This window comes from Spirosoma sp. (genome assembly GCF_048594605.1).
GTDB lineage: Bacteria > Bacteroidota > Bacteroidia > Cytophagales > Spirosomataceae > Spirosoma.
This window is the reverse complement of record NZ_JBMDWV010000038.1, coordinates 1-22,317: the sequence shown is the minus strand read 5'-3', so window position 1 is coordinate 22,317 and position 22,317 is coordinate 1. Positions and strand designations below refer to the sequence as shown.

Annotated in this window: 18 protein-coding genes; 9 read left to right on the top strand and 9 right to left on the bottom strand. The window is 46.7% G+C overall.

Features of this window, described 5'->3' with window-relative positions; genetic code table 11:
• Nucleotides 1–7: 7 nt before the first annotated feature.
• The 5 genes from ACOJS8_RS02005 to ACOJS8_RS01985 are packed head-to-tail and all read right to left on the bottom strand — an operon-like array spanning nt 8 to nt 4,776.
• Nucleotides 8–982, bottom strand: a complete 975-nt coding sequence (locus ACOJS8_RS02005) for an AAA family ATPase (RefSeq protein WP_420146855.1) — start codon at nt 980–982, stop codon at nt 8–10.
• 21 nt (nt 983–1,003) lie between these two features.
• Complete coding sequence (locus ACOJS8_RS02000; protein ID WP_420146854.1) at nt 1,004–2,200, bottom strand: DUF4350 domain-containing protein; 1,197 nt, start codon at nt 2,198–2,200, stop codon at nt 1,004–1,006.
• A gap of 17 nt (nt 2,201–2,217) precedes the next feature.
• A complete protein-coding gene (locus ACOJS8_RS01995; protein ID WP_420146853.1) occupies nt 2,218–2,961 on the bottom strand; it encodes a DUF4129 domain-containing protein in 744 nt (247 codons plus the stop codon).
• Nucleotides 2,945–3,835 (bottom strand): hypothetical protein, encoded by an 891-nt coding sequence (locus ACOJS8_RS01990; RefSeq protein WP_420146852.1) that lies wholly within the window; start codon nt 3,833–3,835, stop codon nt 2,945–2,947. The genes ACOJS8_RS01995 and ACOJS8_RS01990 overlap by 17 nt, the downstream gene beginning before the upstream one ends.
• The gene (locus tag ACOJS8_RS01985) at nt 3,832–4,776 is read right to left on the bottom strand and encodes a stage II sporulation protein M (protein ID WP_420146851.1); all 945 of its coding nucleotides are present in this window, start codon (nt 4,774–4,776) and stop codon (nt 3,832–3,834) included. The genes ACOJS8_RS01990 and ACOJS8_RS01985 overlap by 4 nt, the downstream gene beginning before the upstream one ends.
• 166 nt (nt 4,777–4,942) lie before the next feature.
• Between ACOJS8_RS01985 and ACOJS8_RS01980 the strand changes: the two genes are divergently transcribed.
• The 9 genes from ACOJS8_RS01980 to ACOJS8_RS01940 all read left to right on the top strand — a co-directional run bounded on the left by ACOJS8_RS01980 (nt 4,943) and on the right by ACOJS8_RS01940 (nt 15,491).
• Entirely contained in the window at nt 4,943–5,638 is a 696-nt protein-coding gene (locus tag ACOJS8_RS01980) for an RDD family protein (RefSeq protein ID WP_420146850.1), read from the top strand.
• Between the two features lie 62 nt (nt 5,639–5,700).
• Nucleotides 5,701–6,903: a M20 metallopeptidase family protein gene (locus ACOJS8_RS01975; RefSeq protein WP_420146849.1), complete on the top strand. Its 1,203-nt coding sequence runs from the start codon at nt 5,701–5,703 to the stop codon at nt 6,901–6,903.
• Between the two features lie 206 nt (nt 6,904–7,109).
• A complete protein-coding gene (locus ACOJS8_RS01970) occupies nt 7,110–7,748 on the top strand; it encodes a gluconate 2-dehydrogenase subunit 3 family protein (RefSeq protein WP_420146848.1) in 639 nt (212 codons plus the stop codon).
• Nucleotides 7,749–7,854: 106 nt separating this feature from the next.
• Nucleotides 7,855–9,573 carry a GMC oxidoreductase gene (locus ACOJS8_RS01965; protein ID WP_420146847.1) on the top strand — a complete coding sequence of 573 codons (1,719 nt, stop codon included), beginning with the start codon at nt 7,855–7,857 and terminating at the stop codon, nt 9,571–9,573.
• A gap of 176 nt (nt 9,574–9,749) precedes the next feature.
• On the top strand, nt 9,750–10,313 hold the full coding sequence (locus tag ACOJS8_RS01960; protein WP_420146846.1) for a hypothetical protein: 564 nt from the start codon (nt 9,750–9,752) through the stop codon (nt 10,311–10,313).
• A gap of 72 nt (nt 10,314–10,385) precedes the next feature.
• Nucleotides 10,386–11,813, top strand: coding sequence for an ATP-binding cassette domain-containing protein (locus tag ACOJS8_RS01955; protein ID WP_420146845.1), 1,428 nt, complete (start codon nt 10,386–10,388; stop codon nt 11,811–11,813).
• A 135-nt stretch (nt 11,814–11,948) separates the two neighbouring features.
• On the top strand, nt 11,949–12,755 hold the full coding sequence (gene ispE, locus ACOJS8_RS01950) for a 4-(cytidine 5'-diphospho)-2-C-methyl-D-erythritol kinase (protein ID WP_420146844.1): 807 nt from the start codon (nt 11,949–11,951) through the stop codon (nt 12,753–12,755).
• 89 nt (nt 12,756–12,844) lie between these two features.
• Complete coding sequence (locus ACOJS8_RS01945) at nt 12,845–13,453, top strand: cytochrome c oxidase subunit 3 (RefSeq protein WP_420146843.1); 609 nt, start codon at nt 12,845–12,847, stop codon at nt 13,451–13,453.
• Nucleotides 13,454–13,520: 67 nt separating this feature from the next.
• Nucleotides 13,521–15,491, top strand: coding sequence for a M1 family metallopeptidase (locus ACOJS8_RS01940; RefSeq protein WP_420146842.1), 1,971 nt, complete (start codon nt 13,521–13,523; stop codon nt 15,489–15,491).
• Nucleotides 15,492–15,589: 98 nt separating this feature from the next.
• On the opposite strand, the gene ACOJS8_RS01935 is transcribed toward ACOJS8_RS01940, so the two are convergent.
• The 4 genes from ACOJS8_RS01935 to secA form a co-directional block, all read right to left on the bottom strand.
• A complete protein-coding gene (locus ACOJS8_RS01935; protein ID WP_420146841.1) occupies nt 15,590–16,528 on the bottom strand; it encodes a 3-oxoacyl-ACP synthase III family protein in 939 nt (312 codons plus the stop codon).
• A 150-nt stretch (nt 16,529–16,678) separates the two neighbouring features.
• Nucleotides 16,679–17,800: a glycosyltransferase gene (locus ACOJS8_RS01930; RefSeq protein WP_420146840.1), complete on the bottom strand. Its 1,122-nt coding sequence runs from the start codon at nt 17,798–17,800 to the stop codon at nt 16,679–16,681.
• Nucleotides 17,801–17,809: 9 nt separating this feature from the next.
• Complete coding sequence (locus ACOJS8_RS01925; protein WP_420146839.1) at nt 17,810–18,892, bottom strand: hypothetical protein; 1,083 nt, start codon at nt 18,890–18,892, stop codon at nt 17,810–17,812.
• 117 nt (nt 18,893–19,009) lie between these two features.
• A partial coding sequence (gene secA, locus ACOJS8_RS01920; RefSeq protein ID WP_420146838.1) for a preprotein translocase subunit SecA occupies nt 19,010–22,317 on the bottom strand: 3,308 nt, incomplete at its 5' end.

Below are 22,317 nucleotides of genomic sequence, written 5' to 3'. Positions count from 1 at the left end.
CGCCCCTTTACCTTGGCACTTCTATTTTCTTGACCAATTGCGTTATAACATCATCGGCGGTGCCGCCTTCCATTTCTCGTTCGGGGGTGAGCAGTACCCGGTGACGTAGTACGGGCGTTGCCAGCTCCTGCACATCTTCGGGCGTGATAAAATCGCGCCCCCGGAGCGTAGCGAGTGCTTTGGCACTATTAAGAAGAGCCACCGAAGCACGGGGCGACGCTCCCAGATACAGTGATTTGTTAGCGCGAGTAGTCTGTACAATCTGCGCAATGTAGTCGAACAACTTATCCTCAACATGCACCTGATGCACCTGACTACGTAACGTCGCTAACTGCTCCGCAGAAAGTACGGCGCTGACTGCTTCAAGTGCATCTGCAAGATTTCGGCGCTGGTGATGGCCCCGTAGAATGTCAACTTCCTCGGCTGCGTTGGGATAACCGACTATAATTTTAAACAGAAAACGGTCGAGCTGTGCTTCGGGCAAACGATACGTACCTTCCTGTTCAATCGGGTTCTGTGTGGCCAGTACCATAAAGGGTTCGTTGAGGTGATACGTAACGCCATCATTCGTAACCTGCCGTTCTTCCATTACTTCAAACAGAGCGGCCTGTGTTTTGGCGGGTGCACGATTTATCTCGTCAATCAGCACCAGATTGGAAAAGATAGGACCTCGCCGAAACGTAAAATCGCCGGTTTTTGGCATAAAAACCGATGTGCCCAATACGTCGGAAGGCATCAGGTCGGGTGTAAACTGAATTCGGCTAAAATCGACTGACATGGTTTTAGCCAGCAGCTTGGCCGTCAGTGTCTTTGCTACGCCAGGAACGCCCTCAATCAGTACGTGCCCATCGGCGAGTAAAGCTGTTAGCAACAAATCGACCGTCTGGTGCTGGCCAACAATCACTTTACCGACTTCGGCCCGAATCGCGTCGACCGTCGTAGTAAGGGAATTAAGATCTAATCGGGAATCGAATGTGTCCATAAATAGGGTCTGAAGCTGTAATTAGTTTAATCCTGGCTCAGACTGTTTAAATTTTTCCATTGCCTTATTCAGTGTCAGCAAATCAAATTCGGAAAGCGAAACGCTTTTTTGGGCGTTACGTAGTAATAAAATCAGTTCGGCGGCTTCCTGGCTCGATACACCACTTTTATGCGCCAGCGTTTCCGTAAATTCTTTGTCCAGAACCGTTGTGTTCAGACCGTATCGTTCGCGAAGTTCAGCCAGAAAGTACAGAATTTTCTTCCGAACCAGATTATCGTGATCTCCTTGCTGGAAGTACATCCGACCAACAGTTTTCACAAAACCCAACGACGTATTTTTAGGTGGTTCCATAATCGGAATAACCCGTTGTGTACGTTTTCCGGCAAAAATGGCGTAGAAAATCAAGCCAAAAACTACCAGATAATACGCCCAGTTCAGAGCGGGCTGCGAACGAATATACCGAAAAATGGACTGTTGATCTTCATCGAACCGGCCCTGTTTCTGATACTCATCCCAATAAGTAGGTAGCGTAGGCAAATAAGAGAGCGCCTTGAAGGCGTAATCAGACGTTTTGGTATCCAGTACGTAATAGTTTGTGAACGCCAACGGAAGGTTATGAATAAAAAACTGGCCATTACCGTATTGAATCCGGATGAAAACAGGCTCGTTTCGAGCGTTACGTCCTAATACCGTTACGTTATTCGATTTGTGGATAGTCAGAAAATTTCGCCCATCGTCATGAAAGAAATTGTACCCGTTGACTTTCCGAAGCTGAGGGTTCGTAAAATTCTGACGTAACGTAGTATCAGCTTTTGTCGGATCTTTTTCATCGGCCTTAAATCCCAATACTTTACCTAACGTATCAGAAAGAGCATAAGCCGAAATAAACACGTTATTGCCGCGCTTTACGTAAGAAAGAAGCTTCGATAACTCCTGGCCATGAACCTCAAAATCGTGGCATATCAATACATAATTGCTACGTGCTGGTAGCTTGGTTTCGGCCAAAAAATTATAGACCGGCAAACGTACCGTTTGGATGGCTGACTGATGCATTACATCCGGTAATAGCTCATAGAGAGCCTGCGTTCCAAACGGAATTTTATCGGTGTTCTGATACGTTGGCTTCCAGTCGATCGGCTTCGGGCGGTAATACTCAAAGAGTATATAAGCCATTACGGTCGCCAGCAGGATAAACAGGTATTTATTAGGTTTTGGCAAAATCGATCTATGTTTTTTCAGTTTGCTACGTTCGGTTGACGAATGGATTGGTTGAAAGATCGGAAGTGCTCCCGAATGGAGACAAGACGCGCTTCGTCAATGGGAAAATCGCCGTACCAAACGAATTCGAACTGACGAGTCAACCGCTCAAAATCAGCATGAAGAGGTGAGTCGATCAGTTCATATACATACTGCCGATTGGTCTTATCGAGTTTATAATCAATACGTTCTGCGTCGGCCAGGCGCTTTAGGGTTTGCAAATACAGCAGGCGAACAGCTAATCGGAAATTGCGCTGACTAATGGCTTCGTCGATCGCTTTATCAAAGTTGATCTCATGAATATTTTCTGCCAAATTTTCGTAATCCAGACTGCCCGATTGAGCGCTCTTCGGAAATAGGAAGCTCAAAACCTCTGCTTTCATGAGCAGGTAGATAACGACACCCGCAATACCGGCCAGCAGTACATATTGCCAGACGTTTTGATACGCTTCGCTAGTGAGGAACGTAGCAAATTTGCGCAGAATCCAGTTGAACAGCCTGGCAATTGGGTTCTCGGGCGGTGGGGCGTCATTCCCATACTGGTAGTCATGGTCGGTTTGCAGATCCCGTAAATGCTCCGCTTCGGGATAGCGAACACGTACCGGCGCCCGGTCATCACGAATCGCAATGGATTGGCTTTTAGGGGTCGTTGTTTGTCCTGCGCCAGGATTACAGACCGTCAGCAGCGAAACGACTGACAGGATTTTAATAACTTCCTTCATCCGTATCGCGGGGTTGAGAAGGCGTTGAGCCAATGGAGTCGATGGCTGATAGCATACCCCGCCCTTCCTGCCTTTCGACTAAGTTCGTATACTGAAAACCAATAGCGGTATAGATCACTACGTTCAATAGCGTTCGGCCAACCTGATTCACAACACTACCCAGCATAAGCCATACCACAGAAATATCGGGAAGTATTTTGGCTCCCGTCAAAAACGCGATGACCGTTGTTGGAATGGCAAAAACCATCCCGATAATGATCACGATAAGGAACATAATACATAGCAATCCGAATGTAGACCACCATTTGTCACGAATGAGTTGGAAGCAACGGTTCCACGTAACCCCAAAATCAGCGTTTTCAAATACCGTAACGGCTAATGATAGGGAAAGCACAACAGCCAGATACAGGCCGGGTATGAAGAAGAAAATAAAGCCGAAGCTGATGATAATGGAGTTAAGAATTGAAATGAGAACGGCCCGGCCAATGACAGGCTGCATCTCGATCCAGACATCCGATACGCTGATTAACTCCTCTTTAGTTCGGTCGTACACCTTCATGTGCGCATACGTAGTTAGAATAACCGCTACGTTGGCCAACAGGCTGAATAGCGCGGTTAGCCAAAAGGACGGAGACGAAAAAAAGCCTAACATCTGAAACGCATAAAAAGGGTTATCGGTGTTGGCATTTGCCGATTCACCGATGAGCTTCAGCATGTTTGACTGCATAACGCCTGAAGCAATACCCGCCACTAACGCAACCGGCCCGACAATGTACAATAGCGACAATCCCAGACTCCGAAAATTCTGGAAAATGTATTGAAACGTAGCATTGATTTTATTCCCAAAATCACGCTGCTGAAAAAGTTGAATCATGAGGTAATCCGGCGGTTAAGTGAAATTGGGTATAGAATAAAATACCAGACAATAAAAGAAGCCGAAAGTAAAATAATACCTCCGCTGATAGCAGCCGGCAGCGTTAAGCGGGTAACAAAGCTTTCCAGAAAGCCCGCCATGATGAAAATAGGCACCAGACCAATCGAAATTTTAATGGACTGCTTAACCCCACGTTTAAAAGAATCTAGCCGGGAGTAGGTTCCGGGAAACAGGATACTGTTGCCCACCGTCAGTCCTGCACACCCCGCAATGACAATCGCTGATATTTCGAGCGTACCGTGAATCCAGATTTTTAGAATAGAGTCGATCAATAGGCCACGTTCGTAGAAAAAGTACTGAAAGGAACCCAGCATTACCCCGTTATAAAACAGCATAGCCATTGTCCCGAACGACGCAAACAGGCCAAATATAGCCGTTCGGAATGCTACGTAGATGTTATTCAGCGTAATCTGAATAAACATCGAAGCCTGATCCCGGCTGTTGTAAACACCTAACGGATCACCTTTTTTGATGTTTTCCAGCGTCATATTCACGTATTGATCGCCAAGAATCAACCGAACGAACGTAGTGTCGTGAGCCGCCGAAATCCAGCCTAACAGACAAGCTACCAGAAATATACCGGCCGATAAAGCCAGTAATCGATGCGATTGCCTGAACAACAAAGGCAATTCATACGTCCAGAACGTAACGAAACGGCCACGGTCGTCCCGGCGGTTCTGCATCAGGCTTCGGTGCATATGGGCGGCCAGACCATTCAGATAGCGCGTTACCCTGGCGCGGGGGTAAAACGTTCGCGCATAGGATAGGTCATCCGTCAACTCCACAAAACGATCGGTTAACGTATCAGGATCGTGCGTGGGGTTTTCCTCCATATCACGCCATTTGTCGGCGTTACGTTTAATGAACAGGGCTTCGCGCATTGTAAATCGGGAGTCGACCGCTAATCGTCGTTATACGTCAAATTAACGAAGTTCAGTCATGTAACCAAGTTGATCGTTAGTTTTCGATAAAAAGTTTTTGACCGAACAGGCTTACTTACGAATTTTGAAAAACAACCGCGCGGGCGATCCCGTACTGACTTCCTGAATGTCTGTTGCCATCCTCACTTCTCAGAACGTATTGCTGGAATACGAGCCTGCCAGCCTTGGCGACCGCATTATGGCTGCCATGATCGATTACGCTGTGTTTGTCGGATGGTTTATTCTGACGCTCGCTTTACCCACCCGAATCGGGATTCAACCCGGTTCGTTTTATTTTCTGCTGGTATTTTTGCCTGTCGTATTCTATGACCTGATCAGCGAATGGCTACTTAACGGACGTAGCGTCGGTAAATTGGCGAGAGGTATCCAGGTCGTAATGCTTGACGGTTCGCAGCCAACGTTAGGGGCTTACTTAATCCGATGGCTGTTTCGGATTGTTGAGTCGGCCGCGTTCATCGGGGGCATAATTCCGGTCATTGCTATTGCTGCGAATGGTAGGGGACAGCGACTGGGCGACATTGCTGCGGGCACAACCGTTGTAAAACTGGCACCGGCCGTTACGTTGGATGAAATCCTGATTCAGACCGCTCCCGAAAACTACACCGTCCAGTTCCCTGATGTTCGACTGCTTTCTGATCGCGACATTACCATTGTCCGGGAGATGCTGTATCGGAGCGATGAAGGCGCTATCCAACGTACTGCCGACAAGATTAAAGTTGTAACCGGGATTCACAGCAGTATGCCAAACCGGGCGTTTCTGGAAACGGTTATCAGCGATTATGAGTTTATAACCATACAGTAATTCGTAACGCGGCTATAGAGTCGCTGTATATCAAACAAATGCGGCTTTTCGGTCGCGTTACTATGCTCGATTCAATTAAATCTCTCGCTCGGCAATATGCAGCCGATATTGTGCAGACGCGCCGACATCTTCATGCTCATCCTGAGCTATCGTTTCACGAGCGGAATACGGCTCGCTACGTTGCCGATCAATTGAAGGCCATCGGCATAACCCCCCAGGAAGGCGTAGCCGATACGGGTTTAGTCGCCATCATCGAAGGACGTAAGAGTAATAGCTCCGCAGTGCCTTCAAAAGTGGTTGGTTTGCGGGCCGACATGGACGCATTGCCGATTCACGAAGCGAATGACGTGCCGTATAAATCGACCGTCGACGGCGTTATGCATGCCTGCGGACACGACGCACATACCGCCAGTCTGCTGGGCGTAGCGCGTATTTTGCACGTACTGCGTGATCAGTTTGATGGAACGGTAAAACTGGTATTTCAACCAGGTGAGGAGAAAGCGCCGGGTGGAGCCTCACTGATGATTAAGGAAGGAGTTCTTCAGAACCCCGCGCCCGTGAGTATGCTGGGCCAGCACGTAGCACCGAATATTCCGGTCGGAAAGATTGGCTTCCGCGAAGGCATGTATATGGCTAGTACTGACGAGATTTATATGACCGTTCGGGGGAAAGGTGGCCATGCTGCCATGCCCGACAATCTGGTTGATCCGGTTCTGATTGCGTCACACATCATTGTTGCTCTGCAGCAGATTATCAGCCGGAACCGCCCACCTGCCAGTCCATCAGTTTTGTCGTTTGGCCGGTTTATTGCCGACGGGGTAACGAACGTAATACCGAATGAAGTAACGATTCAGGGCACGTTTCGATGCATGAACGAAGAATGGAGGGCGGAAGGTAAACGGCGCATGGTAAAACTCGCCCAGGGTATTGCCGAAGCGATGGGCGGAAGCTGTGAATTTACTGTTGTAGACGGATACCCGTTTCTGAAAAACCACCCCGAACTGACCCGGCGTGTACGGGCACAGGCCGTTGAGTATATGGGCGCCGAGAACGTAGTGGATCTCGACTTATGGATGGCAGGCGAAGATTTCGCTTTTTATTCGCAGGTGGTCGATTCCTGCTTTTATCGATTGGGTACACGTAACGAAGCGCGGGGTATCGTATCCGGTGTTCATACGCCAACCTTCGATATTGACGAAGCCGCTCTGGAAACGGGTGCTGGCCTGATGAGCTGGCTGGCTGTTAGCGAGTTACGGGAGAGTTGAGTAATGCCGGGTATCAGACAGGAGTAAGCGAAGGGCCATTGACGGATTGACGTTGATGGCCTTGTTTATACCGTCAGTTAGTATGATTCTAATTAGCGTATTTTAACGAAAAGAGTATCCTCAAATAGCACAATCCATTCCTTGATTTTTATACATTTGTAACTGCTTAAATCGTTCTACTTGAAAGTCTAATTTGCTTTAAACCTATGAACAGAAGAGACGCCCTCATGCGGGTAGCTGCGTTGGCTGGTGCTACCATAGCGCTGCCTGCGCTGGCCGATACGCTCGAAGCCTCAGCTACCCGACGTGCCCTGACAGGCAAACCCGTCTTCTTTACGGCTGATCAGGACGCAACCGTTGCTGAATTGGCTGATACGATTATTCCAACGACCAGTACGCCCGGTGCTAAAGCCGCGAAGGTGAATGAAATTATTGACGTTATTGTCAAAGATTGCTACAAACCCGACGATCAGCAACGTTTTCTGGAAGGGCTAGCTCAGACAAACAAATTGAGTCAGGATGCGTATAACAAGCCGTTTGTGCAGCTTGACCCAACGCAACGTATTGAGATCGTGAAGAAGCTCGAAGCCGACGACAAGCAATTGAAAGCTCAGATGGCTCCTGCTAAATCAGCTGCGAAAGTGGAGAATTCGCAGGCTGACCTGCAAATGCCCGAAGCCAAAAAGCGGTACACGCCTTTCTACACCATGTTGAAAGACCTTACGCTGACGGGTTATTTTACCTCTGAAATAGGCGCAACACAAGCTCTGGAATACGTAGCGGTTCCGGGCCGTTATGATGGTTGCGTTACGCTTAAACCCGGTCAGAAAGCCTGGGCAATCTAACTTAGTTACGTAGTTATAGAGTTGAAAAGGTATAGAGTTGATTGCAGGCAGGTCCTGCCGACTTTACAGCTATATGACTTTATAACTTTAAAAATTTTCTCTAAGAATGAACCTCAATATAGACGCAAAAAAAGATATGACCTACGACGCTATTGTCGTTGGGTCGGGTATTTCGGGTGGCTGGGCTGCGAAAGAACTCACGCAAAAAGGCTTAAAAGTACTGATGCTGGAGCGAGGCCGCGATGTGAAACACATCGAAGGCTATCCTACCGCTACCAATAACCCCTGGGATTTTCCGCACCGGGGACGTATCACAACGATGGCCGCCGAAGAATACTGGGCTAACATGCGTACCGGATATACTGCCAACGAAGAATGGCGGCATTTTTTCGAAAACGACAAAGAGAACCCTTACCTCGAAAAACGAAAAGTCGACTGGATTCGGGGGTATCACGTGGGTGGTCGTTCGCTGATGTGGGGACGCCAGAGCTACCGCTGGAATAAAGAAGACTTCATGGCAAATGCCAAAGAAGGCATCGGGGTTGACTGGCCTATCCGTTATGACGATTTAGCGCCATGGTACACCTACGCTGAAACGTTTATTGGCGTTTCCGGAAATAAGGACGGTGTGGATGTGTTGCCCGACGGAAATTTTCTGCCCGCAATGCAGATGAATTGCCTGGAAAAAGAAGCGAAGAAAAAGATAGAAAAAGCCTTTCCGAAGCGGCTTGTTACGATGGGCCGCACGGCTCACCTGACTCAGCCTAAACAACTTCACTACGATCTTGGTCGGGCCGCCTGTCAGTTCCGGAATCAGTGTATGCGCGGCTGTCCGTACGGGGCTTATTTCAGTACGCAGTCTGCTACGTTGCCCGCAGCTATGAAAACGGGCCGGCTGACGTTACGTCCTGATTCTATCGTCTCGGAAGTACTTTATGATGAAAAGAAAGGCAAAGCAACGGGTGTTCGGGTAATTGATCAGAATACCAAGGAGGTTCGTGAATACTTTGCCCGGATTATCTTCCTGAATGCATCTGCATTTGCCAGTACGTCGATTCTTATGAACTCGAAGTCGCACCGGTTCCCGAATGGAATGGGTAACGATTCGGACCAGCTCGGACGTAACATTATGGACCACCACCTGGCTGCTGGCGCTGCCGGTACGTTCGAAGGTATGGAAGATCAGTATTATTACGGTCGTCGTGCCAATGGGGTGTACATTCCGCGCTATCGTAACTGGAATGGCGATAAACGCGATTACGTACGCGGCTTCGGATACCAGGGCGGGGCGGGTCGCGGTGGCTGGAACAGAGGTAACGGTATGGAAGGCTTTGGCGCTGATTTCAAAGAAAGCTTAACGAAACCAGGTCCATGGACAATGAGCTTAGGTGGTTTCGGCGAAATGATTGCGGATCCTAATAACCGTATGACGCTCTCGCCCGATCAAAAAGATAAATGGGGCTTGCCGCTGATTGTTTTCGATGCTGCCTACGGCGAAAACGAGAAAAAGATGCGGATCGACATGATGAACGATGCCGCCGAAATGCTCGAAGCTGCGGGCTTGAAGAACGTAACACCCTATAACGACATGACCAAAAACCCGGGTATCGGTATTCACGAAATGGGTACTGCTCGCATGGGTCGTGATCCAAAAACGTCGGTGCTGAACGCTCATAACCAAGTTCATGCAGTTAAAAACGTGTTTAATACCGATGGCGCCTGCATGGTGTCAGCTTCCTGCGTAAATCCATCGTTAACCTATATGGCCTTAACGGCGCGTGCAGCCGACTTCGCTGTGAAGGAAATGAAAAAAGGTACGTTGTAAACTGAATAATATGCTGAAAAAGCCGTGAGCGAAAAATTTGCTCACGGCTTTTTTTATGAACTAAGCTGACGCTCAACAGAAAAGAATGAGATTAATTAAAAAAATATTAAACAACTCTAGACTAGTTGAGTTATACTATAGAATATCGGGTTAAAAACGATAAACATACTCAACTAATGAAAAAAATAATGATAATGGGTTGGATGCTGGTAGCCGGCGTAACCCTAAGTGCGAACGCTCAAAATACAAACTCGACGACTAATTCGGGTACGACAGGAACAACGGGTACGTATACAAGCCCGTCAAACTCGGGTACAAATTCGGGAACGTATCAAACGCAACCCTCTTCTGGTATGACTCAGACTCCATCGTCTGTTAATACAGGGGTTAATCAGCCACAGCCGCCGACCAATAGCAACACGTACCAGAACCAGCCGACGACACCTGCCAGACAGGGCGTAAACTCGGGAACATCGCTTCCGTCAACGCAAACGGGCACCGTTAATCCTTCTACAGGAACAACCACGCCCAGCACGATGACAACGCCAAATAGCACGTATAGTACTGGTACAACGCCGAATAGTTCTAACTCAGGAACGAGTACGTCGTCTGATATGAATTCAATGGGTACCACGGACCGGACAAACACAGGTACTACGACCAACAATAACCGTCGTACCAAAAGCTCATCGTCGACAACCACAACGCCATCGACGACAACAACGCCTGGTAAACCATAAGTAAATAAAGTATAATCCAAGTTGTGAATCGGGGTCATACCTTTGCAAAGGTATGACCCCGATTATTTTTTTATGCCTGACGAATCTCCGCTGATTGCTCTAACTAATTTTACGGCTCGCCGAAGCGGGAAGCCGATTCTAACGAACGTAACGTTTGCCCTCCGCCAGCACGAATGCTGGGCTATTATTGGTCCTACAGGAAGTGGTAAAACAACGCTACTTCAGGTATTGGCAGGTCAGTTTCCGGCGCAACCAGGTTCTCTTTCCCGACAGGCGTCTGCTGAATTTGTTTCGTTTAAAGAGGAATCCAGCCGTTTTTCTTACAGTGGCTATTTTTATCAGCAACGGTATCAGGCCACTATGGGCGATAATCCGGAAGGCGAAGAACCCGCCTATCATTCCATTCCAACAGTACGTAATTATTTGCAGTTTACAGAGTCGCCGGAAAACAACGCGCTGGTAAAACGACTGGGTCTGGAACCTTTACTCGACCGTTCTTTTCTGAAACTATCAAACGGGCAGACGCGGAAAACACGTATTGGAAAAGCACTTTTACGCCACCCGACCATTTTGCTGCTGGACAATCCATTTGTTGGGTTAGACAAGACATTCCGTGCGGAACTGACAGAATGGCTAGGTGAGCTGATGAACCACGGATTGACACTGGCTTTAGTTACTGACGCTGAAAATATTCCTCCATTCGCAACGCACGTTATCGTGCTCAAGGAAGGTGAAGTTCAATGGCAAGGTGAAGTAAAATCGTATGCTCCGCCAATTCAGGACGTAGTAGAATCGCCATTACCTATACTTCAAACGAAACCAAAATTACCTGACTTTGCGGAAGCTTTTCGATTGAGAAACGTAACGGTACGTTATGGAGAAACGGTAATTCTGAATAACATCAACTGGGCTATTCAGGCTGGAGAACAGTGGGCATTATTAGGGCAAAACGGTGCCGGAAAATCAGTGTTGCTCAGCCTGCTTTATGGTGATCACCCGCAGGCGTATGCGAATGACGTACATGTATTTGGACACCGGCGTGGCAAATCTGGCGAGAGTATTTGGGATGTAAAACGTCGGATAGGATTTGTTTCACCTGAACTGCACCTTTATTTTCCACAACATTTGTCAGTACGTCAGGTCGCTCTTACAGGATTAACGGATACCCTGACGCCATCAAAGAACGTAGCGCCCGAGACGGAGGCTGACTTAATCCAACTCCTCACTTATTTTGGGTTGATTGATACGTTAAATCGTCCGTTTGGAACCTTATCGGCAGGAGAGCAGCGATTGATTTTGCTGATACGGGCTTTACTCAAAAACCCACCTGTATTATTGCTGGACGAACCTTTTCAGGTAATAGATGCGCATCACATTGAACGTGCCCGGCGATTAATAGGAAGTCTTAATGACAAAACAATCCTGTTCGTTACGCACAATCAGCATGAGTTACCGGACAGCGTCGATCAGATTTTTGACCTCAATGCCGTTAACGACTAGTTCCTGAAAAATTTGAAACAGCGACGTTGAATGGCACAATGCGTAAATAGATGAAAGCAGGTTGGATGTACGTAGTAAGTTAACTGTTGGTACGTACTGAAATCTTATAGTTGTACTAAAGAGCATACTTTCAGCATGATTATCTTTCCCAATTGCAAAATCAATCTTGGCTTACATATTACAGAGAAACGTGCGGATGGCTTTCATAACCTGCAATCCTGTTTTTATCCGGTTGCGTGGAGCGATATACTGGAAGTTATTCCTTCTGATACGTTTGCGTTTACCAGTAGTGGCTTACCGATTCCGGGCGAACAGACCGGAAATCTTTGTATTCGTGCTTATGATTTGCTGAAAACAGACTTCGATTTGCCGCTTGCGCAAATACATCTGCAAAAAAATGTACCTATTGGGGCCGGCCTTGGTGGCGGATCGGCCGACGCAGCTTTTACATTACGTTTATTAAATGAGCGTTTTTCGTTAGGCTTAAACAACGCTCAACTAGAGAGTTATGCGCGTCGGCTCGGCAGCGACTGCGCGTTTTTTATTCAGAATCGCCCTCTCTATTGTATTGAAAAGGGAGACGTATTTGAAGAGATTGAGGTTGATCTGAATGGATACCATATCATGCTGGTTCATCCAAATCTGGCTATTTCGACGGCGGAAGCCTACGCGGGGGTACGTCCCCGTCAACCAGAAGTTTCTCTGTATACGCAGTTGCAAAAGTCGCCCGCAACCTGGCGTGAGACCGTTCATAATGATTTTGAAGATAGTCTGTTTCCGAAATATCCAGTGCTGCCCGAAATTAAGCAGCAGCTTTACCAGGCGGGGGCTGTGTATGCCAGCATGAGCGGTTCTGGCTCTACTATATACGGAATTTTCCAGGCCCCCGTTACAATCCCAAACCAATTCTTGCAATACAGCGTTTGGCAAGGAGAGCTGTAACTGTCTGTCTATAATGATTTTCTGTTAAGTCTATTATTTGTTTAGCTGATAATTACTATTGATAGACGACTGACTCACTATTGATTATCATGAGCAATTTTGTGACCAAACGGCGGGAGCCGTTCCGCTTCATGGTCTGGCTGGGCATTGCGAGTAGTGTGATGATTTTCACGATGCTACTGGTTGCCTACGTCATCCGTCGAACAGGCTCTGGCTGGGCAGACATAAAGTTACCGGCTGTATTTCTAGTAAGCACAGTTGTCATTCTTTTAAGCAGCTTAAGTCTTCACAACGCCATTCAGGCTTTTCGGCACGAACGTTTCAATAGTTATCGTACCAATCTGGCAACTACGCTAGTGCTTGGGGCGTTGTTTATGATGTTACAGGCTTGGGGATGGCGTCAGATGATTCGGGCTGGTATTGGACTGGAGGCCAATCCGGCAGGAGGATTTATTTACATTATATCCGGAATCCATTTGCTGCACATTTTAGTCGGACTCATTTTTCTAACGATTATGCTGGTCGAAGCGTTACGTCGGCGGCCTTACATTGATTCCTTTGTTTACAGCGTCAATCCACCCAATCGTCTTAAAATAAGGCTAATCACATTGTATTGGCACTTTGTTGATATCCTTTGGATTGGCTTGTTTGTTTTTCTGCTTGTTCATCACGGTCTCGACTTACACTTGTCTTTATGAAGACTATCTGCTTTTGAGGCTTTATCACGTTATTTGTAATATATACGATTGTTGACCTAAATTATTCATGAGAAAAATTGCTCTCTGGGCAGGTTTTTGGGCCTTGAGTTTTGCTTCGCTTGCTCAAACGACGCCGTCGTCCACGCCAACATCAAAGTACGACCCACTCGCCCTGTTTCATCCTTTGTTTAACATGCAGCCCGGTAATGATTACCGTACGGGCAGCGGTGCCCCCGGACCACGTTACTGGCAGAATCAGTCTGATTATCAAATCAACGTAGCGCTGGATGATCAGCAGAATACCGTAACGGGCGAGGTAATTATTACCTACAAAAATAACTCACCCGAAACCTTGCCCTACGTATGGCTTCAACTGGATCAAAATGCTTTTAGCGATACGTCAAGGGCAACGAAAACAACTCCCGTTTCGGGCGGGCGGTTTGGGAATCAGGGATTTGCCGGTGGATTTCAGATAGCAAGCGTAGCGGTTGATCAGGCTAAAGGAAAGTTTGCAACAACACCTTACGTCATTACCGATACCCGGATGCAGATTCGGCTGGCCGAGCCCATAAAAGCCAACGGGGACGTAGTGAAAATAAAAGTAGCGTATTCATTCAAAATACCTGAATATGCTTCCGACCGTATGGGGCAGTTGCAGCGTAAGGATGGTATCATCTACGAAATCGCTCAGTGGTATCCGCGGATGTGTGTGTACGATGATATTGAAGGATGGAACGTATTGCCTTACTTAGGAGCCGGTGAGTTTTACCTCGACTACGGTAATTATGAATATAGCATCACGGCACCCTGGAATCATATTGTTGTTGGCTCGGGTGAGTTATTGAATCCAAATGACGTACTGACCGCTGAGCAAATCAAGCGGCTGGCTCAGGCCCGTAATAGCGATCAGACCGTAATCATTCGTGGTAAAGATGAAGTGACAAATCCTGATTCGCGCCCTAAACGGTCGGGTACGCTAACCTGGAAATTCCGGTGTCAGAATAGTCGGGACGTAGCATGGGCATCGTCGAAAGCCTTTGTGTGGGATGCGGCCAAAATGACATTGCCCAGCGGTAAAATTGCGCTTGCCCAGTCCGTTTATCCGGTTGAAAGTGCGACTAATGATTCCTGGAATCGCTCAACGGAATACGTAAAGGGTTGCGTCGAATTTTACTCAAAATATCTGTATGAGTACAGCTATCCTGTAGCAACCAACGTAGCAGGAATTGTGGGCGGAATGGAATATCCGGGCATTATATTCTGTAATCATAAAGATAAGAAAGATGCCTTGTGGGGCGTAACCGATCACGAATTTGGCCATAACTGGTTTCCCATGATTGTCGGGAATAATGAACGTAAATTCCCATGGATGGACGAAGGATTTAATACGTTCATTAATTTTCTTTCCACGGCTAACTTCAATAAAGGAGAGTATAATCGTGAGCGCGGAACCATGCACGACTTAGCGCCCGCTCTTGCGTTTCCGACCGAGCCAATCATGACAATTCCAGATGTTCAGCAGCCTCGGGCATTGGGTATTCTGGCCTATTACAAACCAGGGATTGGTCTGAAGCTCCTTCGCGACGTAATTCTTGGACCTGATCGATTTGATTATGCTTTCAAAAATTATGTGAATCGCTGGGCCTTTAAGCATCCTACTCCCTATGATTTCTTCCGCTCAATGGAAGATGGGGCTGGTGAAGATTTGAGCTGGTTCTGGCGAGGCTTTTTCTACGAAACCTGGAAACTCGATCAGGGAATTCAGGGCGTGAAATACGTGGATGGGACACCCAGTAACGGATCGCTCATTTCCATCGAAAACCTCGAAAAAATGGCTATGCCTGTTATAGTTGAAGTAACTGAAAGCAATGGAAAAAAATCCCGTGTTAACCTACCAGTAGAAGTATGGGAGCGAGGTGGTACGTGGACATTCAAGTACAACTCAACTTCTCCACTCAAAACGGTCGTTGTTGACCCCGATCAACAACTGCCGGATATCAACGGGAAAAACAATACCTGGCGGGCAGAAGCGCAGTAATTACAGGTGTATAAAGTTACAGGGTTGTAAAGTTGTAGAGTTCTCTGATACGTTATCAACTCTACAACTTTGCAACCCTGTAACTTTATAACTGCATTTTACACTTCTACCAGCATGGCTCCGTAAGAGTAGCCTCCTCCAAAAACGGTAATAATAATGTGTTCTCCCTTTTTGAAGCTATCCCATCGCTCAGAGAGTGCAATAGCACAACCTGCGCATCCCGTATTACCGTAGTACTGAATATTCGAGATTAGTTTCTCTTCGGGTAGGCCAAGCGTATTCATTACGTTGCGTGAGATACGCAAATTAGCTTGGTGGGGTAATATATAAGCTACATCAGACAGGGTTAGACCGCATCGTTCAAGTATCTGCAAACTAGCTTTGGGCATGTATTGACAGGCATTGATAAACACATCGCGACCATGGGGCATGGTAACTCCTCCATCGGCGGGCTTCATCATTACACCCGTTGTTGCTTTGGGTGTATGAGCCGCTCCACCTGTTAATAAAGCCTTGATTGCAAAATCTTCCTCGCTCTGACGATCTTTCGTTATCAGCAAAGCGGCTGCACCATCACCCCATAAATGCCCCGAAACAGTATCTTTCTCGTTGTAATAGAGCGTATTATGTTCCGAAACAATGACCAGGGCACGACTGGCTTTATTAAGCGCGAAATAGCCCTCCACAACTTCAATCGCATTCAGTAGCGAGGAACAGGCTGTTGATATTGAAATGGTGGGAATATCGGGAATATTCAGAAAGTGCTGCGCTTCGTGAGCAATCGAAACAATAGTGTCATAAGGTGTATAAGTTCCCCCAACTATTAAGTCGACCGATGTAAGGTCAGTTTTTTCCATGAGCCGTTTTACAACCTCGATGGTCATGGTATTTGTATTCTCATCTGGAGCAGCTTTACGTCGCTCTACAATGCCCGTACGTTCGATAATCCATTCGCTGGAAAGACCATTGAGCTGGGTGAAATGTTCATTGCCAACTACCTGTGTTGGTAGATAGTGGCTTACTGCATGTATATACATCAGGCCAAGAAATAGAAGGCTAATACGGATTATAACCTGAATTAGTGCCTAAAGTTAAATCCTTCCGGGAAAACGTAGCATTGGACATTGGAACAATACAATAATGAATTGACAAAGTATTATTTTTCTTTTAAAGGTGAAAGTTTATGATTAACTATTGAGAATTTGATCATAAAAACAAACTAATTTCTGGGCTTCCGTTTCCCAATTGTACTCCTTTTTAATGGCTGCTTGCCCACGTTTACCCATCAGCTGAGCTTTATCAGGATGTTCTATTAAATAAAGAAGCGCTTCTGCGATCTGTGTACCATCAGACGGCGAAACACATAAGCCGCACTCATGCCGCTCGACGACATTTTTGTAGAGTGGGAAGTTCGACGTAACGACGGGTAATCCGAGTGCCATATACTCAAATAATTTAGTCGTATAGGAGTCTGGATAATCGCCAACAGGTTTCAGTAAAGCCAGGCCTGCTGTAGCCTGAGCGGCATATGCAAAGGCGTGCCGCTGATCTGTATAACCGTAAAAACGCAGGTTATTACGTACCATAGCAAAAGCAGGCAGTCTCTCCATATCTGTATCAGAAAACGTACGTCGTCCAAATAAATGAACGGCAAAATCAGGGTAATATTCCTTTATTTTTGCCAAACCTTCTACGAGTGTGTCGAATGCTCGCTCAAAACTAAGCCAGCCGATGTAAAAAAATGACGGCCTTTCTCGATTCGGTAAATAGGGCTGACGAAACGGCTCAAAAAAGGATAAAAGAGGATAATTATAGATTACAGCATACGGTTTAGTCAGATTTGTATACGTGTCCAGATAGCCATGTTCGGTAAAAATCAGGTAGAAATGGCGTTGTGCAAGGCTATCGAACCAACGAAACAGTTTTTCCAAAAGAAAACCACGGTTCAACGTTTTCAGGTGCATTTTTTTATGAAGATTTTCCTGTACTTCGTAAATAATTTTTGAACCAAGAAGGCGAAAAATGTAGGCGAATGGCAAAAATTCGGGAACGTAAACATGGACAAGCTTAGGACGTAACCATAGGCACCGTAGCATAATGAGTGGACAAGTCAATAAAATTCGCCAAATGACACGTTTGAAGTAAGGTAGGCGAATGAAATGGATGTCGGGCGAGATAGTTGAGTCGGCATGAGGTAAAGCGCAAAATACATCGTACGACCCGGTCAGCGTCTGACATTGCTTAAATACAATACGGGGGTCCTGGGGCTGATGTGCCGTACTTACATGCAGAACGCGAACTTTTTTCAACGAATACGCTTATTTGATCACCCCAAAGCTACGTAGTTCTGCGTCAATCTTTTGATTCCAGCGTTCTTGCGCAGCTTGATTCAGGCTGTGGTTCGTTTCATCATCATACTGAGTTTGCAGACGATTCATTTCCCGAAAAGATTCAAGGAATTCGTACTGCATCTGGCTGTTGTAATCCTCCAGCGTTAGGATATTGGCCTGAATTTTTCGTTTAAACCGCTCAGCAATAACTTTTACGATATCGAAATGCCGTTGCTCATGATTCAGCGCATACGCGTTACGTGCATCGGCCCGCCCCCACGACGATTTTTTCAGCATATACGCTTTCGCTGTCAGGTTGAGAATAATAACGCCATCTTTCACGGTACTTTTACCTTCGTACGCAAAGCTAGTAAAGACTTCAGCTGCGTAGTGGCTGCCTCGTCGAGGTTCGGCTTTAAAATCAGCCCAGACCAACTTACGGTCAGGATTGTAATTCACTGTATCGTCATCCGTGATTCGTGTGTCGTCCACAAAATTAATTTTGAGGCTTCTCGCTAACTTTTCGTTACGATTACTCTCGCGGTTCATGTAATCATTCAGATTACGTAACGAAGCTACTAAGGATTGACGGATTACTGATTCAAGGACGGTTCTCTGCTCCAGAGGGCGTGTGTAGTTTGCACTACCCTTATATTCCGTTAGTTGGGTTCTGGTTTCGTCGCCTGCGTCGTCTTTACCCAATAAGTCAAAAGCAACCGAAAAAACGAACTGACCTGTTACACGTCGGCCACTGGCCGTTTCATTAATTTGGCATTGCCGAATACGCATCCCGATCGGACGTAGCGTTTTATTCTGTTTAAGACTTTGATTGATGAACTGATAAAAACTGGCGGCAACTCCTTTCTCCAGATCAACAGGCTGCGTTGGCTGGTCTATAACTAACGCCAGCTTTGCAACAGGACCACGTTCAGACCGCTGGTCTGTTACGGTAGCTATGTAAAATTCTTTCGGTGTAAAAGGAAGGGATTCAGACCGAAGCCGTATGGGTTCGGCAGGGGGCAGTAAGAAAAAAAGCCCGTATAACAGCAGCGGAAAAATAGCGGTATTCATGCTAATTTCATAACGGGTTGGCTGGCAGAAAAGTGTCTATATTGCTGACATAACCATCAAAAAAATGCCCTCCAGCTAATAAGCTGGAGGGCATTTAGGTATAGGTTTGAGATGCGCTTATTCAATCAGCATAGCTTTACCGCTAATGACGTCATTTTCAACTGTTTTGAATTTAACGTCACGCTTTACGGAGCCATCAGCATATTGCACATTGACGCGAGCATTACGATCTAATTTAATAACTCGGGCAGGAGCCTGGCGCTGAGCGGGCATGGGAGGGGCACCAGCACCCATGGCATCGTTTTCTGCCATGCGCCGAGCGTACTCTTCCGGTCCTGTAGCAAGGTGGCTGTCGTCAAAGTCTTCCATGTTGGTATGGAGCTTTGGTTGTGGTTGCTGACGCTGTTGTGCAGGGGCCTGGCGAATTTCCTGCTGTACTTCTTCAACTTCCTGCGCTGGAATATCGGCTTTCGTCAGGAAATTGATTGTGTCGAAATTAACTTTATTTAGGAAGCGCTTGAAGAGTTCTACCGATTCGAACTTATAAACCAGCAATGGATCCTTCTGCTCAAAAACTGCATTCTGCACCGACTGCTTCAAATCATCCATTTCGCGAAGGTGTTCTTTCCATTCCTGATCGATCACCGACAACGTAACAGCTTTTTCCATTTCTGTAACGATCTCCCGGCCACCACTTTCAACTGCTTTGCGCAAATCTGAAACAACCGTTAACTCATGCATGCCATCTGAGAAGGGCACCACAATGTTTTTAATCTGATGGCCTTGCTCATTAAGAACCTGCGTTAATACCGGTAGTGCCTTGTCGGCAATAGCATGGTTTTTAGCCTGATAGTGCTCTTCTACTTCGTCATATAACCGCCGAACTTGGTCTGGCTTTTTCAAACGATTAAATTCCTCATTGGATAAAGCGGGTGAAAGTCCGAGTGTAGTCAGTAACTGAATTTTTATTTCTTCGTAGTTACCTTCGGCATTGTTAACCATTTCTTCCACTACGTCGTACATCGTGTTGGCAATGTCCAGCGGTAGACGATCGCCGAACAAAGCATTGCGACGGCGTTTGTAGATAGCTTCGCGTTGGTAGTTCATTACGTCATCGTATTCGAGCAGACGCTTCCGGATACCGAAGTTGTTTTCTTCTACCTTCTTCTGAGCGCGTTCGATGGATTTCGTAATCATTGAGTGCTGAATTACTTCACCTTCTTCAAGCCCCATCCGGTCCATCACTTTAGCAATACGTTCAGAACCGAAAAGACGCATCAGACTATCTTCCAGAGAAACGAAAAACTGCGACGTACCAGGATCACCCTGACGACCCGAACGGCCCCGTAACTGACGGTCTACCCGACGCGACTCGTGCCGTTCTGTACCAATGATGGCCAAACCGCCAGCGGCCCGTGACTCCGGCGTAAGCTTAATATCCGTACCACGACCGGCCATGTTAGTCGCAATCGTTACGTTGCCTGGTAAGCCTGCTGTGGCTACAATCTCGGCTTCCCGCTGGTGATATTTAGCGTTCAGGACCTGATGCGGAATCTTACGTAGTGTTAGCAGTCGGCTTAGTAGTTCAGAGTTCTCTACCGACGTAGTACCAACCAGAACAGGCCGACCTTTCTCAACGAGACTTGTAATCTCTTCAACGACAGCGTTGTATTTTTCCCGTACAGATCGATAAACTTTATCCTCTTCATCTTTGCGGCTGATGGATTTATTGGTTGGAATAACCACTACGTCCATTTTGTAAATCTGCCAGAATTCTGAGGCTTCCGTTTCAGCGGTTCCCGTCATACCGGCACGCTTATGATACATACGGAAATAGTTCTGGAGCGTAATAGTTGCGTAGGTCTGCGTAGCATCTTCAACTTTTACGTTCTCTTTCGCTTCAACCGCCTGGTGCAGCCCATCCGACCAGCGACGGCCTTCCATAATACGTCCCGTTTGCTCATCAACAATCTTTACCTTACCGTCCATAATTACATATTCGGTATCCCGTTCGAACAGGCAGTAGGCTTTCAGTAACTGATTGACGGTATTGATACGTTGTGTTTTGACGGCGTAGTCGCGGACAACAGCTTCTTTATGAAGAATTTTATCCTGCTCAGAAAAGTCACCGTCTTTATCGATCGCATTAAGATCTATTGACAGGTCAGGAAGGATAAAGAAGTTGGGGTCTTCACCAGATCCCGTTATGTAATCAATTCCCTTTTCAGTTAAGTCGATGCTGTTATGACGCTCATCAATCGTAAAATACAACGGAGCATCAGCTTCAGGCATTAGCTTCTGGTTTTCGGCCAGATAAATAGCTTCTGTTTTCTGAAGCAGAGCTTTATTGCCGGTTTCGCTTAGAAACTTGATGAGCGGCTTATGTTTAGGTAAGCCACGATGAGCCCGGAATAATGATAAACCTCCTTCTTTTTCATCGCCGGCCGCAATTTTTTTCTTGGCATCATTCAGGAGATCATACACTAATTTACGCTGTGCTTCTACCACCCGCGCAACACGAGGTTTCAGCTCAATATAATCCTGCTCATCGCCACGGGGCACAGGACCGCTAATAATCAATGGAGTACGGGCATCATCAATCAATACGGAGTCAACTTCGTCGACCATGGCGTAGTGATGTTTACGCTGAACCAATTCGCCTGTTTCGCGCGCCATATTATCCCGCAGATAATCGAAGCCAAATTCATTATTGGTTCCGTATGTAATATCGGCCAGGTAAGCTTGTTTACGCTGCTCTGTATTAGGTTGATGTTTGTCGATACAATCAACGCGCATGCCATGAAACTCAAACAGAGGAGCCATCCACTCGGAGTCGCGTTTAGCCAGGTAATCGTTAACCGTAACGATATGTACACCCCGTCCTGCCAGACCATTCAGGAAAGCAGGAAACGTAGCAACAAGGGTTTTACCCTCACCTGTAGCCATTTCCGCAATTTTGCCCTGGTGCAGAACCACGCCCCCAATAATCTGAACATCGTAATGGACCATGTCCCATTTAACAGCGGTTCCTGCGGCATCCCAGCGATTTGCCCAATGCGCCTGTTCGCCGTCAATTACTACGTTTCTTTTTCGAGACGCAACCTCACGGTCAAAATCTGTAGCGGTTACAGTTATTTGCTCATTCTCAGTAAAACGGCGAGCCGTTTCCTTCACAATGGCAAAGGCACGAGGAAGAATATCGAGAAGGATTCGCTCTAGCTCAGTATTCCGGTCGGCTTCGAGTTTATCAATCTGATTGAAGAACTGCTCTTTCTGATTGACATCTATATCAGGATGAGCGACCTGTTCGTTAAGCTCTGTAAGCTTACTGTCGATGCTCCCAAGTTCGTCGGCTATGTAGGCTTTAAGCTCAGCTGAAATTTGGCGTAATTCATCGTTTGACAGAGCTTTTAGTTGAGCAAATT

Coding starts and splice junctions, on each gene's coding strand:
- ACOJS8_RS01965 (WP_420146847.1), top strand. CDS start 7,855: ATGAACCTCAATATAGACGCAAAAAAAGATATGACCTACGACGCTATT.
- ACOJS8_RS01980 (WP_420146850.1), top strand. CDS start 4,943: ATGTCTGTTGCCATCCTCACTTCTCAGAACGTATTGCTGGAATACGAG.
- ACOJS8_RS01960 (WP_420146846.1), top strand. CDS start 9,750: ATGAAAAAAATAATGATAATGGGTTGGATGCTGGTAGCCGGCGTAACC.
- ACOJS8_RS01940 (WP_420146842.1), top strand. CDS start 13,521: ATGAGAAAAATTGCTCTCTGGGCAGGTTTTTGGGCCTTGAGTTTTGCT.
- ACOJS8_RS01995 (WP_420146853.1), bottom strand. CDS start 2,961: ATGAAGGAAGTTATTAAAATCCTGTCAGTCGTTTCGCTGCTGACGGTC.
- ACOJS8_RS01955 (WP_420146845.1), top strand. CDS start 10,386: ATGCCTGACGAATCTCCGCTGATTGCTCTAACTAATTTTACGGCTCGC.
- ACOJS8_RS01975 (WP_420146849.1), top strand. CDS start 5,701: ATGCTCGATTCAATTAAATCTCTCGCTCGGCAATATGCAGCCGATATT.
- ACOJS8_RS02005 (WP_420146855.1), bottom strand. CDS start 982: ATGGACACATTCGATTCCCGATTAGATCTTAATTCCCTTACTACGACG.
- ACOJS8_RS01945 (WP_420146843.1), top strand. CDS start 12,845: ATGAGCAATTTTGTGACCAAACGGCGGGAGCCGTTCCGCTTCATGGTC.
- ACOJS8_RS01970 (WP_420146848.1), top strand. CDS start 7,110: ATGAACAGAAGAGACGCCCTCATGCGGGTAGCTGCGTTGGCTGGTGCT.
- ACOJS8_RS01925 (WP_420146839.1), bottom strand. CDS start 18,892: ATGAATACCGCTATTTTTCCGCTGCTGTTATACGGGCTTTTTTTCTTA.
- ACOJS8_RS01985 (WP_420146851.1), bottom strand. CDS start 4,776: ATGCGCGAAGCCCTGTTCATTAAACGTAACGCCGACAAATGGCGTGAT.
- ACOJS8_RS01990 (WP_420146852.1), bottom strand. CDS start 3,835: ATGATTCAACTTTTTCAGCAGCGTGATTTTGGGAATAAAATCAATGCT.
- ACOJS8_RS01935 (WP_420146841.1), bottom strand. CDS start 16,528: ATGTATATACATGCAGTAAGCCACTATCTACCAACACAGGTAGTTGGC.
- ispE (WP_420146844.1), top strand. CDS start 11,949: ATGATTATCTTTCCCAATTGCAAAATCAATCTTGGCTTACATATTACA.